Source organism: Bradyrhizobium tropiciagri (assembly GCF_001189845.1).
GTDB classification, from domain to species: domain Bacteria; phylum Pseudomonadota; class Alphaproteobacteria; order Rhizobiales; family Xanthobacteraceae; genus Bradyrhizobium; species Bradyrhizobium tropiciagri.
Map to the genome: position 1 here is coordinate 1 of NZ_LFLZ01000011.1, position 14,907 is coordinate 14,907.

Genomic DNA, 14,907 nt, shown 5'->3' on the forward strand with positions numbered 1-14,907 from the left:
CCCCGACCGCCCACCGCCGCCCCCCCCAAGCGGGAGAGGGAGAACAACTCTTCTGCGGCTACCTGCCTTTCCTCACACCATCGCGATGCAATCGATCTCGATGTCGAATGGTCCGGTCCATTCCGGGATGCAGACGAAGATCCGCGCCGGCAGATCATCCGCGAAGTATTTTCGGTAGATTGTATTGAATGTCGCGAAGTGTTTTGCCGAGGTGCAGAAGATGTTGCACTTCATCACGTTGTCGAACGTGGCGCCGGCAGCCTCAAGGCACTGCTTCAGCTGCTCCATCACGAGTTCGCTCTGCCGCTCGATCGAGGCGCCAGTGGCGATCTCGCCGGTTGCCGGATCGAACGGCGGCAAGCCGGAGACGAAGACCATGTTGCCGGCGCGCGTGACCGCCGACGCCGGCGCCTTCCAGCGCTCCAGCCAGCTGGAGATCGGTTCGACGCGGATCACTTCCCGTTTCATGATTGGCACCTTCGATGAGGGATCGATGGCGCCAATCTAGCAGGCCGGTGTCAATGATGCTTCGATGCAGGTCGAAGTGTATCGGGGGCGACGCCGCTATCGAACCGTCATCCTGAGGAGGCCGCGCAGCGGCCGTCTCGAAGGATCGACGGCCACCGGCCGGGCCGTTCATCCTTCGAGACGCGCTACGCGCTCCTCAGGATGACGGACCAGCAGCGTAGCCGCCCCAAGGCTTGTCAGCCCCTACAGAATCCCCTGCGCCTTCAGGCCTTCAATCTTGGCCTCGTCATAGCCGATGGTCGCCAGCACGTCCTTGGTGTCGGCCCCTAGCAGCGGCGGGGCGCGGTAGTCGGTGATCGGGGTGCCCGAGAAAGTCAGCGCGTTGCGGATCAGCGACAGGTTCGGCTCGAAGGGGTGATCGACCTTGACCCGCATGCCGCGCGACTGCACGTGCGGATCGCTGAACACCTGCTCGAAATTGTTGATCGGGCCCGACGGCACGCCGGCCTCCTCGAGCTTCTCCAGCCAATAGGCCACCGGCTGCTTCAGGAACAGCCCGGCGAAGATCGCCATGATCTCCTTGCCGTGCACGACACGGTCGTTGTTCTTGACGAAGCGCTTGTCGCTCGCGAGTTCGGGTTCGCCGAGCACGGCGCAAGTGCGCTGGAACTGGCCGTCATTGCCGACCACCAGCATCAGCTCGCCGTCGGTGCAGCGGAACACGCCGGCCGGCATGCCGCCATTGCCCCAGGTGCCGCGCCGCGGCGGCATGTTGCCGTTGACGAGGTAGATCTGCAGCCAGTGCGACAGCGAGGCGATCACGGTGTCGAACAGGCAGACGTCGACATGCTGCCCTTCCCCGTTGTTGGCGTCGCGATGGTACAGCGCCGACAGGATACCGATCGAGGTGTTCATACCGGTCATGTAGTCGACGATCGAGGGGCCGACCTTCATCGGGCCCGCGCCGGGCTCGCCGTCGATATGGCCGGTCACGCTCATCAGGCCGCCCATCGCCTGCAGGATGGCGTCATAGCCGGCGCGCGTGGCGTACGGGCCGGTCTGGCCGAAGCCGGTGACCGAGCAATAGATGATGCCGGGATTGATCTGCTTGATCGTCTCGTAGTCGAGGCCGTAGCGCTTGAGGTCACCGACCTTGTAGTTCTCCATCATCACGTCGACCGACTTGGCGAGCTCGCGGATGATCGCCTGCCCTTCCGGCTTGGCGATGTTGACCGTGACGGATTTCTTGTTGCGGTTGGCGCAGAGGTAGAACGAATTGTTGTTGTTCGCCTTGCCTTCGGGATCGCTGAGATAGGGCGGGCCAAAGGCGCGGGCGTCGTCGCCGCCGCCGGGCCGCTCGATCTTGATCACCTCGCGCCGAGATCCGCCAGCATCTGGGCCGACAGCGGGCCCGCGAGCACCCGCGTCAGGTCGAGAATCTTGATGCCCGAAAGTGGCAGAGCCGACATGAAGCATTCCTCCGATATCTTGCTAAATCTTGATTATCCGGCGCAGGACAGCGTCCCAGCGATGTCTCTCGGCGCCAGAGCTTGCCGATACACCATTTTGCTGCCGCGAGCACTGCATTGTCGGCATGAAGCCATCCCCGGGCGGCCTATGTGCGGCGCACTGGCCGAGTCGCCGGGAACCCGCCGCGGGAATCGGGCCGATTGCCGCCACGCGAAATTGTGAACAGGCCTGACACCGATTTGCCTCAGCAGCAGCGGTATTTTACCGCGACGAGGAGGACACCATGCGGACGATCACGACGGTCGGCCTGCTGCTGATGCTGCTTGGGGCCGCCATGCCGCCGACGGATGCGCGCGGCCACGGCCATAGCCGCTTGCACGGGATACATGCCGGCGGCGTACATCGCGGCGGCGGACTGGCCTCCGACAAGCGACACGGCGACGACGCCTACTCCAAGGCGGCCTCCGACGAGGAGGACCGCCTCCTCAACACCAGACTGAAGAGCATCTGCCGCGGCTGCTAGTCACGCAAGGGAATAGCGGGAGTCAGGACGCGATCGCTGCCTGCCGCGGCTGTGCTGTGGTGCCGATCAGCTTGCCGATCTCAGGCTTGCAGCCGCCGCAATTGGTGCCGGCTTTGAGGCAACGGCCGATCGCATCGACGCTGTCGGCGCCTTTCCTGATCTCGGCGGTGATCTGGTGCTGCCCGATGCTGAAGCAGGAGCAGACGATCGGGCCGGCATCCTCGCCGGCGCCGAACGGCCGTCCTGCGAGCAGCGCCATCCGCGCATTGGCCGACAATTGCGGCTCTGCGAACAGCCCGGTCAGCCAGGCCCGCGACGGCAGCGCGTGATCCGGCGCGATGAACACGCAGCCCTCGAGCCGCCCCTCGCGCACCGCCGCGTAGCGGAAGCGGCCCGCCGCCGGATCGCGGTAGGCGATCCATTCGATCTCGACGCCGTCGAGGCCGAGCTGCGCCTCCGCCCAGTCGCGCCAGCTCTCCGGGCGGACGTCGAGCGCGAGCTCCAGCCGGGTGCAATCGCCGGCCTTGCCGTAAACCCAATAGCCTGACGCCGGACGCTTGATCGCGTCGCGGCTCAGGATGAAGGCGTGCCATTTCGGCGCGTAAGGATCGGCCTTCACCGGCGTGTGCTTGGATTCCGGCTGGCCGGACAGCGGATCGACCGCCGGATTGACCAGCGCGTTGACGCGGCCCTCGCCGGCGAACTCCTCGTTCCAGTGCATCGGCACGAACACGCAGCCGCGGCGCTGGTCGGCGCTGACCACGACGCGCGCGATCATCTCGCCCCAGTTGCTCGTCAGCCGCACCAGTCCATCGTTCTGCAGCCCGGCCTGCCGCGCATCCTCGGGATGAATCTCGGCATAGGGTTCGAAGACATGCGACAGCAGCCGTCCGGTTTTGCCGGTCCGGGTCATGGTGTGCCACTGATCGCGGACGCGGCCGGTGTTGAGCACCAGCGGAAAATCGCGGCTGGTCGCATTGCGTGCCGCGCGCGGCGCGACCGGCACGAAGCGCGCCTTGCGGTCGGGCGTAAAAAACGTCTGGCTCTCGAACATCCGCGGCGTGCCGGCCGGATATCCTGACGTCACCGGCCACTGCACCGGCGCCAGCGCGTCATAGGCGCCGTCATCGAGCGCAGCCAGCGCCGAGATGTCGAAATCGCGCCGGCCGTCATTCTCGAAGCCCGACAGTTCGGCGTGCTCGCGGAACACCTCCGCGGCTGACGCGTAGTCGAAGCCGGCATATCCCATCCGGGTGGCGACGTCGCAGATGATGCGCCAGTCGGGGCGCGCCTCGCCCGGCGCTGCAAGGAACGGTCGCTGCCGCGAGATCCGGCGCTCGGAATTGGTGACGGTGCCGTCCTTCTCGCCCCACGCCAGCGCTGGCAGCAGCACATCGGCACAGCGCGTGGTGTCGGTGTCGCGCATGCAATCTGTCACCACGACCAGCTTGCAGGCCTCAAGCGCGGCCCGCGCGCGATCGGCGTCGGGCAGGCTCACCACCGGATTGGTCGAGATGATCCACACCGCCTTGATGCGGCCGTCGGCGATCGCGTCGAACATGTCGACCGCTTTCAACCCGGCCTTCTCCGCAACAAGCGGCGCGCGCCAGAACCGCTGCACCAGCTCGCGATGCGCCGGATTCTCGATCTCCATATGTGCGGCAAGCTGGTTGGCGAGCCCGCCGACCTCGCGGCCGCCCATCGCGTTGGGCTGCCCGGTGAGCGAGAACGGGCCCATGCCGGGGCGGCCGATGCGCCCGGTCAACAGATGGCAATTGATGATGGCGTTGACCTTGTCGACGCCGCTCGACGACTGGTTGATGCCCTGCGAATACAGCGTGACGACGCGCTCGGTCCGGGTGAACCAGTCGAAGAACAGGCCGACCGCGCCTTCGGTCAGGCCGCAGGTCGCAGCCGTCTGCGCCACAGTCTGGCCCGCCACCTGCTTGAGCGCGTCGACGACCCCCGTCGTGCAGTTGCCGACAAAGCTGCGATCCACCGCATTGCTGCCGGCGAGGAAGGCGAACAGCCCGTTGAACAGCACGCTGTCGCTACCCGAGCGCAGCGGCAGGTGCAGATCGGCGCCTTCGCAGGTCGCAGTGCGGCGCGGATCGATCACCACGATCTTGCACGCCGGGTTCTTCTCCTTCGCCGCCAGCATGCGCTGGTGCAGGATCGGATGGCACCAGGCGGCGTTGGAGCCGACCAGCACGAGAAGATCCGCCTGCTCGAGATCCTCGTAGCAGCCCGGCACGGTATCGCTGCCGAACGCGCGCTTGTGCCCGGCGACGCTGGACGCCATGCAGAGCCGCGAATTGGTGTCGATATTGGCGGTGCCGACAAAACCCTTGGCGAGCTTGTTGATGACGTAATAGTCCTCGGTCAAGAGCTGGCCGGAGACATAGAACGCGACCGCGTCGGGCCCATGCTCGCGAATAACGCGGCTGAAGCCGTCGGCGACGCGATCGAGCGCGTCGTCCCACGCAGCAGGCGCGCCGTCGACGACAGGCTCGAGCAGACGTCCGTCGAGATCGATGGTCTCGGCGAGCGCCGAGCCCTTGCTGCAGAGCCGGCCGAAATTGGCCGGATGCTGCTTGTCGCCCTCGACCCTGACGGTGCCCGCCGCGTCCTTCGACGCGATGACGCCACAGCCGACACCGCAATAAGGACACGTGGTCTTGACAGGCATTGGCTGACGCTCAGCTCACCGCGGCCGCCTGCCGCACCGACAGCCAGACAATGCCGTTCTCGACCTTGGCCGGATGGGTATGCGTGCAGCCTTCGTCGGGCGCGACCGCCTGGCCACTGGCCAGCTCGATGACGAAATTATGCAGCGGACAGGTGACGCGCTTGTTATGCACGATGCCCTGCGACAGCGGCCCGCCTTTGTGCGGGCAGCGGTCGTCGAGCGCGAACACCTCGTCGCTCTCGGTGCGGAACACCGCGATGTTGCCGCCAGGGGTGCGCACCACGCGCGAGCCGAGCCGCGGAATGTCGGCGAGTGCGCCGATTTCGATCCACTGGGTCATGCGAGCTCCAATTCGGCTAGAGGCGCAAATTCGTTGCGGTCGACGCCGCGGCTGGCGCGCTCCGCCCACGGGTCGGTCTGCGCGAACTGCTGCGAATAGGCAAAGCGGGCGAACAGCGCCTTGCGGTTGGCGATGTCGTCGACCACCCGCTTCCTGATCTGCTCGAGACCGACGCGGTCGCACCATTTGTACATGCGCTCGAGATACCATCCCTCCTCGCGATAGAGCTGGGTCAGCGCCACGATCACCTCGAGGCACTCGTCCTCGGTCTCGACCTTGGTCAGGAACTCGGTGCCCTTGATGTGCAGACCGGCGGCGCCGGCGAAATGGATCTCGTAGCCGGAATCGACGCAGACCACGCCGACGTCCTTGCAGGTCGCTTCCGCACAGTTGCGCGGGCAGCCGGAGACGCCGAGCTTGACCTTGGCCGGCGTCCACGAACCCCACATGAACTTCTCGAGCTTGACGCCGAGGCCGGTGGAATCCTGGGTGCCGAAGCGGCACCATTCGGAGCCGACGCAGGTCTTCACCGTGCGCAAGCCCTTGGCATAGGCGTGGCCCGACACCATGCCGGCGTCGTTGAGATCGGCCCACACCGCCGGCAGATCCTCCTTCTTGACGCCGAGCAGGTCGATGCGCTGGCCGCCGGTGACCTTCACCGTCGGGATGTTGAACTTCTCGGCGACGTCGGCGATGGCGCGCAGCTCGCTCGGCGTGGTAACGCCGCCCCACATCCGCGGCACCACCGAATAAGTGCCGTCCTTCTGGATGTTGGCGTGGACGCGCTCGTTGATGAAGCGCGACTGCTGGTCGTCGCGGTATTCGCCCGGCCAGGTCGCGAGCAGATAGTAGTTCAGCGCCGGACGGCAGGAATGGCAGCCGTTCAGCGTCTTCCACTCCATGAAGCGCATCACGGCCGGGATGGTCTTGAGCTGCTGCTCGACGATGACGCGGCGGACGTCGTCATGGCTGTGATCGGTGCACTTGCACAGCGGCTTGACCTTCGGCGCCGCCGAATAGTCGCCGCCGAGCGTGAACGCCAGCACCTGCTCGACAAGGCCGGTGCAGGACCCGCAGGACGACGACGCCTTGGTATGGGCGCGGACGTCGTCGAGCGTGAACAGCTTCTTGTCCGAGATCGCCTTGACGATCGCGCCCTTGCAGACGCCGTTGCAGCCGCAGATCTCGGTCTCATCGCTCATCGCGGCAACCGAGTTCTGGCCGCTGACGCGGCCGTCGCCGAGATTGGCGGCGCCGAACACCAGGCGCTCGCGCATGTGCGAGACGTCGGTGCCGTCGCGCAGATGCTGGAAGTACCAGGGGCCGTCGATGGTGTCGCCATAGAGCACGGCGCCGACGATCTTCTTGTCCTTCAGGATGATGCGCTTGTAGACGCCGCGGTTGGCGTCCTGCAGCACGATCTCCTCCTTGTCCGGCCCAGGCGCGAAGTCGCCGGCGGAGAACAGGTCGATGCCGGTGACCTTCAGCTTGGTCGAGGTGACCGAGCCGTCATAGGTGGCAAAGCCCTTCATCGCGAGATGGTTGGCGCAGACCTTGGCCTGGTCGAACAGCGGCGCGACGAGACCGTAGGTCTGGCGGCGGTGCTGCACGCATTCGCCGACCGCATAGATGCGGCCGTCATAGGTCTGCATGGTGTCGGAGACGACGATGCCGCGCTCGCAGTAGAGCCCGGCCTTCTTGGCGAGCTCGAAGTTCGGGCGGATACCGACTGCCATCACCACAAGATCGGCCGGCAGCTCGGTGCCGTCGCCGAAACGCACGCCGGTGACGCGGTCCTCGCCCAGGATCGCCTGGGTCTGCGCCGGCATCTTGAACACCATGCCGCGCTCTTCCAGCGACTTGCGCAGGAGGCCGCCGGCCACCGGATCGAGCTGGCGCTCCATCAAGGTGTCGAGCAGATGCACGACGGTGACGTTCATGCCGCGCTTCATCAACCCGTTGGCAGCTTCGAGGCCCAAGAGGCCGCCGCCGATCACGACCGCGTTGCGATAGTCGGTCGAGGCCTTGATCATGCGATCGACATCATAGATGTCACGGAAGCCGATCACGCCCGGCAGCTCCTTGCCCGGCAGCGGCAGCATGATCGGGTTTGAGCCCGTCGCGATCAGCAGGCGGTCATACGGCACGCGCTCGCCTGCCTCGGTGACGACTTCGAAGGTCCGGCGATCGATCATGTTGACCGTCTCGCCCTTGCGCAGCGTGATGTTGTTGTCCTCGTACCAGTCGACGGTGTTGAGCATGATGTCGTCGACGGTCTTCTCGCCGGCAAGCACCGGCGATAGCAGGATGCGGTTGTAATTGCCGTACGGCTCGGAGCCGAACACCGTGATGTCGTAGAGATCGGGCGCGCGTTCGAGCAGCGCCTCCACCGTGCGGATGCCGGCCATCCCGTTGCCGATCACCACGAGCTTCTGCTTGATCACCTTGTCGAGCATGGTCTGCCTTTCAATTCCGACGATGGTGCTCAACGACGCGGCGCGCGTCATCGATCGACACCGATCAGGTTTGGAGTTGTTAGGAAGCCCAGCCGCGGGCGCAGACCGTCCTCGATGACGATCGATGTTCCGTTGCCGACTGATATTCAAAACACGTGCCAATTCGCGACGGACGAATCCCGTTGTAAAATCAACGGGTTTCTGACGGTCTCGAATCTGCCCGGCGGCGCGGCACGACCGCAGCTGGCCGATTTTTTAGCCATGCCGATGATCTCTTGTGCAGCACAGCATCAGCGACCGCGATGACGATCGCGAAGCGGCTATCGATGCGCTGGCACATGCCGATGACGCGTCGCACAAGAAAGCATCAGCGTGCGCGTTTGCGCGCCGCCACTTGCTGCAAGCCACGCCAATTTCGATCGTGGAATCCGGTTCGCGATCTCGCTGCAACGTCTTGCGACTGCAAGGCAAAGCGACGCGAACGATTCGATGGCACGCAAATTGCTGACCTGACTTTCTTGACGGAGTGCGTCTCAACGACGAGCGCGCCCACACATTCACCCACATTCGATTTATCTGCGCCTGAGAGAGCCGCTTCCACGGCTGTCTCCGCCGCATCACCGCGAGACGCTTGCGATGAAGCTTGCCGAGTTCAAGAAAGCCGGTCACTGGCCGACGCTGCTTGCCGCGTTCCTGTACTTCGACATCAGTTTCATGGCGTGGGTCGCGCTCGGACCGCTGATCGTCTACATCGCGCGCGACATGAATCTGGCCGTGAACGAGAAGTTCACCCTGGTCGCCATTCCCGTGCTCGCCGGCGCGCTGTTGCGCGTGCCGATGGGCATCCTTGCCGACATCATCGGCGCCAAGCGCACCGGCATCATCGCCCAGCTCGTCGTGATATCAGCGACCGCCGCGGTCTGGCATTTCGGGCTGACGAGCAAGCTCGCGATCGAATTGTTCGGGCTTGCGCTCGGCGTCGGCGGCGCCTCGTTCGCGGTCGCCCTGCCCCAGGCGAGCCGCTGGTATCCGCCGCAATATCAGGGCGCGGTGATGGGGATCGCCGGCGCCGGCAACATGGGTGTCGTGCTCGACACGCTGCTTGCGCCGTCCATTGCAGAACATTGGGGCTGGCAGGCCGTGTTCGGCTGCCTGCTGATTCCGATGCTCATGGTGCTCGCCTATTACGCATTCGCCGCCAAGGATGCGCCGGGCGAGCGCAAACCGATTTCGCTGAAGGCCTATGGCGCGCTGCTGAAGGACTCCGACAGCCGCTGGTTCATGTTCTTCTACTTCATCACGTTCGGCGGCTTCGTCGGGCTCGCCAACGCACTGCCACTCTATTTCACCGTGCAGTATCATGTCTCCGGCGTCGCGGCCGGCATGCTGGTCGCGCTGATCGTCGCCTTCGGCTCGGGATTCCGTCCCGTCGGCGGCATGATTGCCGACCGCATCGGCGGCATCCGTTCGCTCTCGATCCTGTTCGGCGTCGTTGTCGCCGCCTATGTCGTGATCGCCTTCATGCCCGAAGGCCCAGTGGCGGCGGCGCCGGGCGGCTGGGCGCTGACCGAGCTGCCGCGCATCGCCTGGATCTCGGTGTTGCTGTTCTCGATCGGCGTGCTGGCGCTCGGCATGGGCAATGGTGCGGTGTTCCAGCTGATCCCGCTGCGCTTCCGTCACGAGATCGGCCTGATGACCGGGCTGGTCGGCTGCGCCGGTGGCATCGGCGGCTTCTTCCTCGCCCAGACCCTCGGCTACGCCAAGGGCATGACCGGCGGCTTCGGCGCCGGCTTCCTGTTCTTCGGCGCACTGGCGTTGCTTGGCTTCATCGGACTTGCGATGGTCAAGGTCCGCTGGCGCACCACCTGGGGCGCGGTGTCGGGAGCGCGCGTCTGACGGCCCGCGCCCTCGGGAGAGGATAGCTCGGACTTGGCGAACGGCGCGCAACGGCATTTGCAGCGAGACCTGCAAAGGGATCTCGGCGTTCGCATCGGCTTCGCCAGCGAGACCGGCAAGCGCGCCGCCAATGAGGACTATGTCGCGGCCTACCTCGGCCAGCCGGGCACGCTTCATCACGATGTCGTGGCCGCGGTCGCCGACGGCGTCGGCGGCCACAAGGGCGGACGCGAGGCCGCGGAGGTCGCGGTCCGCAGCTTCATCGACGCCTATTTTTCGCTGCCGGAGACGCTCGGCGTCCGCCGCCGCGCCGCGCGGGCGCTGGAAGCCGCCAACAGCTGGATCTATGGCCAGGGCCGCGTCGATGCCGCGCGCAGCGGCATGGCCTGCGCCTTCTCCTCGATTATCCTGTCGCGACGGCAATGCCATGTGATCCATATCGGGGACACCCGCGCCTACCGCCTGAGCGACGGACGGCTGGAGCGCCTGACGCAGGACCATGTCGCCGGGCGCGGCGACCTCGCCCACATGCTGAACCGCGCCATCGGCTTCGAGGAGTTCGCCCGGTTCGACTACACGTCGGTCGGGCTCCGGCAACATGACCGTCTCCTGATCTGCAGCGACGGGGTTCACGGCGCGCTCGGCGATTCCCGGCTTCAGCAATTGCTGGAGGAGCGCACGCCGCCCGACGAATCGGCGCGCAGTATCGTCGATGCCGCGCTCGCGGCCGGCGGCAGCGATAACTCGACCGCGCTGGTGCTCGACGTCGTCGACCTGCCGCCGGCGGATCGTGACGATCTCACCCACGCGATCGCGGCGCTGCCGATCTTGGACCTGCCGCAAAGCGGCGACACGATCGACGATTTCACCCTTGGCGACGTGCTGTCCGACGGACGCTACAGCCGTTTGTTCAAGGCGATCGACAAGCGCGCCGGCCGCGACGTCGTGCTGAAATTTCCGCATCCGCGGGTCGCGAGCGAAGGCTCCTACCGCCTCGCCTTCGTGCGCGAGGCCTGGGTCGCCGCACGGGTGCGCAGCCTGTGGATCGGCGAGATCATCGAGGTGCCGGCGGAGCGGCAGACCCGGCTCTATTCGGCGATGCCGCTCTACGAGGGCGAAACGCTGGAGCAGCGCCTCAAGCGCGCACCGCGGCTGTCGCTCACCGAGGGCATCGCCATTGCCACCAAGCTGGTGCGCGCGGTTACGGCGCTGCACCGTGCCGGCATCATCCATCGCGACATCAAGCCCGACAACGTGATCCTTTCGAAGGATGGCGGGTTGCGCCTCGTCGACCTCGGCGTCGCGCGCGTGCCGCTGCTGGAGGATTTTCCCGCCGAGGACATTCCGGGCACCGCGAGCTACATGGCGCCCGAATTGTTCGGCGGCAAGGCCGGTGACGAGGCTTCCGACCTGTTCGCGCTTGGCGTCACGGTCTACCGGATGTTCACCGCGAACTATCCGTTCGGCGAGATCGAGCCGTTCTCGCGGCCGCGCTTCGGCAAGCCCGTGCCGCTGTCACGCTACCGTCCGGACCTGCCAGCCTGGCTCGATGCCGTGATCGGCAAGGCGCTCAGCATCGAGCCCGCGCAACGCTTCGGCGACGCCATCGAGTTCGCGCACGAACTCGAGAACGGCGCGACCTGGGCCGGCCCCGCCGTCACCACCCGCAAATCGCTGCACGACCGCGATCCCGTGACCTTCTGGAAGGTGCTGTGCGCCATCCTCGCTCTGGTGATCGTAGCGCTGCTGGCGCGGCGCTGAGCGCGATGAGATTTTGTCGCGTAGAGACCGCGACGGCACTGCGCCCCCTCTCCCCGTTCTTACGGGGAGAGGGTTGGGGTGAGGGGCTGTATCCGCATATTCGGTGAGAGCTGCGTTTGGGGAGGCTCCCCCTCACCCGGAACGCATCTGACGATGCGTTCCGACCTCTCCCCGCACGCGGGGCGAGGTGAAGCGGGGTCTGCGGCTTGAGTCCTAAGACCCGGCGCGGCGGATCGTGATCCGGGTCTCGTCGGTCATGTCCTTGAGCTCCTTGTTGGGCTCGCGATAGAGATGACGCTCGATCTCGACCGTGCGGCCATCGGTGGTCTTGCTGCATTTCTCGTCGACGAATACGCCACCGACCTCCTGCTTGTCGCCGCCCGGCTTCGCCTCCGCGCAGGTCCAGCCGTCCTCGCCGTAGCGCGACTTCGCCTGCAGGCCGAGCAGGAACGCCTTCTTGCGCAGGTAGAGCCGCGCCTTCGGGTCGGTCTCGATCGTCAGCGCGGCGATCCTGGCGTCCTTGTCGATCATCACGGTCAGGATCGCCGGATGGCCGGCGACCATGGTGCCCTCCCGCGCGGTCTCGCGATCGTACTCGAAACGAATGCCGCGCAACTGGTCCGGCCCTTCCGGGCAACTCGACCACTGCGCCCATTCAGCCAATCTGTGGGTGGTCTTCTCGCCGGCGCAGGTCAGGCTGATGTAGCCCGCGTCGGGCACGCTTGATATCGCCATGCCGACATTGATGTCGCGCAGATCTCCCGCCGTCGCCATCGCCGGCACGGCTGCCGTCACGGTGGCGGCGAAGACCAATCCGCGGATCGCCGATCCCTGCTTGCTCATGGCTTTGCCTTCTCGCTTGGGTCGGACGGCGCGGCGGCGTGGCCGGCCTCCTTGTAGATGTTGCAGACGCGCGAGCCGTCGCCGAAGAAGGCGATGCACTCGTCATAGTTCGGTTCACCCTTGCCCTTGACGTGGGCAAGCACGTAATCGGCGACGGCCTCGATCTCGTTCGGCCGCAGGAACACATTCGCCTCCGGCGGCATCCGGTCGGCGACATCCTGCCGGGTCATCTCGTAGCATTTCGTCGTGTCGTAGGAGCCGCGCACGAAGAACGGCATGCCGGTGCCCGGCCGCCCGCACGTCACGGTCTCGATGATCTGTTCCTTCGTCAGCTCGGTCTTGCGCAGCGACAGCGCGTCGCCGCCGTAGCCGCCGCCGCCATTGCCGTGCCATTTGTGGCAGCCCATGCAATTGCCGCGCTTGAACACCGCCTTACCTGCATCGGTCGGATCGCTCGCCGACTGCGCAAGCGCCGTGCCTGCAAATCCCGTCACCAGCGCGCAGCCAAGCCACGCGCCAACCAGCCAGTTGTGCTTCATTTGCTTTTGTTTCTCTGAACCAAAATTACGCGGGAGGCCTCTCACTGAGGCCTCCCGCGCGCGCGACGTCAAAGGGCGAACACGTAGAGCATCGAGCCCGGCTGCATCCGCTTCAGCTCGGGCGTGGCGTCGATGAACCACTTGTCCCAGGCACCGCCGAGGCCGACCAGAACCGCGACATACTGCTTGCCGTCGACCGAGAACGTCATCGGGGGCGCGTTGAGGCCGCCACCGGTGTTGAACTCCCACAGCTTCTGCAACGACTTCGCGTCATAGGCGATAAGCTCGCCGGACGGCTGTCCCGAGAACACGAGGTCGGGCGTCGCCAGGATGCCGCCGAGGTTCGGGAACTGGGTCTCCGCCTTCCCCGCGACCTTGCCGGTGGTGACGTCGATCGCGGTCACGCTGCCGGTGATCTTGACGTTCTGGCTCGGCCCGCCGCCGGTGAAGAACTCGCGCGCCTTGACCTTGTCCGGCGTCATCTCCTCGACCTTGATGTGGTTGCAGCTCTCGATGACGGGAATGTACCAGAGCTTCAGGTTCGGATTGTACGCGGTCGGCGGCCAGTTCTTGCCGCCCATGTTGCCGGGGCAGATATCCGTTTCCTTGTTGGTGCGACTCGGCGTGACTGAGGCGTTGTACTTCTGCACGCCTTGCTTCGGATCATATTCCACCGGCTTGCCGGACTCCGGATCGAGCCCCTTGGTCCAGGTCACCTTCTTGACGAAGGGCAGACCCCAGACGAACTTGCCGCTGTTGCGATCGATCGCATAGGCAAAGCCGTTGCGGTCGGCCTCGAGCGCGAGCTTCAGCGTCGTGTTGTTCGGACCGGGGACGTCGACCAGCACGTTCTCCGCCACGCTGTCATAGTCGTAGGGATCGTTCGGCGTGTGCTGGTAGTGCCACTTGATCTTGCCGGTGTCGGCATCGAGACCGAGCGACGAGTCGGTGTAGAGGTTGTCGCCGGGACGATATTCATTGTCCCAGTCCGGCCCGGGATTGCCGACGCCCCACACGATCGTGTTGGTCGAGGGGTCGTAGCTGCCGGTGACCCAGGTCGAGCCGCCGCCGCTCGCCTTGGCGTTCTTGTCGTCCTTCCAGGTCTCCGCACCCGGCTCGTCCTTGCCGGGGATGGTATGGGTGCGCCAGACTTCCTTCTGGCTGTTCAGGTCGGTCGCGGCGATCCAGCCGCGAATGCCGTATTCTGCACCGGCTACGCCCGATATCGCCCTGTCCTTGACGATGAGAGGTGCGCCGGTGATCACCTCGCCCTTGTCGGGATCGGCGACCTGACGCTGCCAGGCGACCTGCCCGGTCTCCTTGTTGGTCGCGATCAGGCGGCCGTCGAGCGTGTGCGAGATGACGAGGTTGTTCCACAACGCGACGCCGCGATTGTCGACGCCGCAGCAGGCGACCGCGCCGGCCCAGTCGTGGTCGGTCTTGGGATCCATCTTCCAGACCAGCACGCCTTTGCCGCCATGCGCATCGATCTTATAGACCGAGCCCCAGCCGTCGGTGACGTACATGAATCCGTTCTCGACGATCGGAGTTCCCTCCAGGCCGCCATGCGCCCAGATTCCGCCGCCCTCGACGCCGCCGAGATGCATGGTCCAGGCGACCTTCAAATTCTTGATGTTGTCCTTGTTGATATCCGCCAGCGACGAGAAGCGGGTCGCCGAATAGTTCTTGTGATGGTGCAGCCAGTTGCCTGCTTCCTTGTCGGCATTGAGCAGGCGGTCCTGGCTGACATCCTCGGCGAGCGCGAACGAGCCCGCGAGGGTCGCAGCGGATGCTACCGCCGCCGCGAGCATATGAGACTTAACCCAATTCAACCTTGTCATAGGTGCATTTCCTCCGGATCTAGCATTCTTCATTGATCGAACCGCCCGTCACACACGGACGATCTCGCGAGAAGCCTTGAG

Annotated in this window: 10 protein-coding genes and 1 pseudogene; 3 read left to right on the plus strand and 8 right to left on the minus strand. The window is 65.5% G+C overall.

The genetic code is table 11. The annotated features are described in order from the left end of the window. Positions 1-72 precede the first annotated feature (72 nt). Entirely contained in the window at positions 73-468 is a 396-nt protein-coding gene (locus AKN84_RS11405; RefSeq protein WP_050420816.1) for a RidA family protein, read from the minus strand. A gap of 243 nt (positions 469-711) precedes the next feature. Beyond that, a pseudogene (locus AKN84_RS11410) lies at positions 712-1,937 on the minus strand (CaiB/BaiF CoA transferase family protein). A 284-nt stretch (positions 1,938-2,221) separates the two neighbouring features. On the opposite strand from AKN84_RS11410, the gene AKN84_RS11415 reads away from it, so the two are divergent. Beyond that, on the plus strand, positions 2,222-2,461 hold the full coding sequence (locus tag AKN84_RS11415) for a hypothetical protein (RefSeq protein WP_050420818.1): 240 nt from the start codon (positions 2,222-2,224) through the stop codon (positions 2,459-2,461). 22 nt (positions 2,462-2,483) lie between these two features. On the opposite strand, the gene AKN84_RS11420 is transcribed toward AKN84_RS11415, so the two are convergent. The 3 genes from AKN84_RS11420 to nirB are packed head-to-tail and all read right to left on the minus strand — an operon-like array spanning position 2,484 to position 7,931. Continuing rightward, positions 2,484-5,150, minus strand: a complete 2,667-nt coding sequence (locus AKN84_RS11420) for a nitrate reductase (protein ID WP_050420819.1) — start codon at positions 5,148-5,150, stop codon at positions 2,484-2,486. A gap of 10 nt (positions 5,151-5,160) precedes the next feature. Beyond that, a complete protein-coding gene (gene nirD, locus AKN84_RS11425; protein ID WP_050420820.1) occupies positions 5,161-5,490 on the minus strand; it encodes a nitrite reductase small subunit NirD in 330 nt (109 codons plus the stop codon). Continuing rightward, positions 5,487-7,931 (minus strand): nitrite reductase large subunit NirB, encoded by a 2,445-nt coding sequence (nirB, locus tag AKN84_RS11430; RefSeq protein WP_202814677.1) that lies wholly within the window; start codon positions 7,929-7,931, stop codon positions 5,487-5,489. Before nirB ends, nirD begins: the two co-directional genes overlap by 4 nt. 651 nt (positions 7,932-8,582) lie before the next feature. On the opposite strand from nirB, the gene AKN84_RS11440 reads away from it, so the two are divergent. Beyond that, positions 8,583-9,842, plus strand: a complete 1,260-nt coding sequence (locus AKN84_RS11440; RefSeq protein WP_050420822.1) for an MFS transporter — start codon at positions 8,583-8,585, stop codon at positions 9,840-9,842. Positions 9,843-9,875: 33 nt separating this feature from the next. Continuing rightward, positions 9,876-11,603: a bifunctional protein-serine/threonine kinase/phosphatase gene (locus AKN84_RS11445; RefSeq protein WP_244485036.1), complete on the plus strand. Its 1,728-nt coding sequence runs from the start codon at positions 9,876-9,878 to the stop codon at positions 11,601-11,603. A 213-nt stretch (positions 11,604-11,816) separates the two neighbouring features. Here the strand turns inward: AKN84_RS11445 and AKN84_RS11450 are convergent, their stop codons facing one another. From AKN84_RS11450 to AKN84_RS11460, 3 genes are all read right to left on the minus strand, one after another. Next, on the minus strand, positions 11,817-12,446 hold the full coding sequence (locus AKN84_RS11450) for a hypothetical protein (RefSeq protein WP_244485037.1): 630 nt from the start codon (positions 12,444-12,446) through the stop codon (positions 11,817-11,819). Then, positions 12,443-12,985: a c-type cytochrome gene (locus AKN84_RS11455; protein WP_050420824.1), complete on the minus strand. Its 543-nt coding sequence runs from the start codon at positions 12,983-12,985 to the stop codon at positions 12,443-12,445. Before AKN84_RS11455 ends, AKN84_RS11450 begins: the two co-directional genes overlap by 4 nt. 68 nt (positions 12,986-13,053) lie before the next feature. After that, positions 13,054-14,826, minus strand: a complete 1,773-nt coding sequence (locus tag AKN84_RS11460) for a PQQ-dependent dehydrogenase, methanol/ethanol family (protein ID WP_244485038.1) — start codon at positions 14,824-14,826, stop codon at positions 13,054-13,056. Positions 14,827-14,907: the final 81 nt, after the last annotated feature.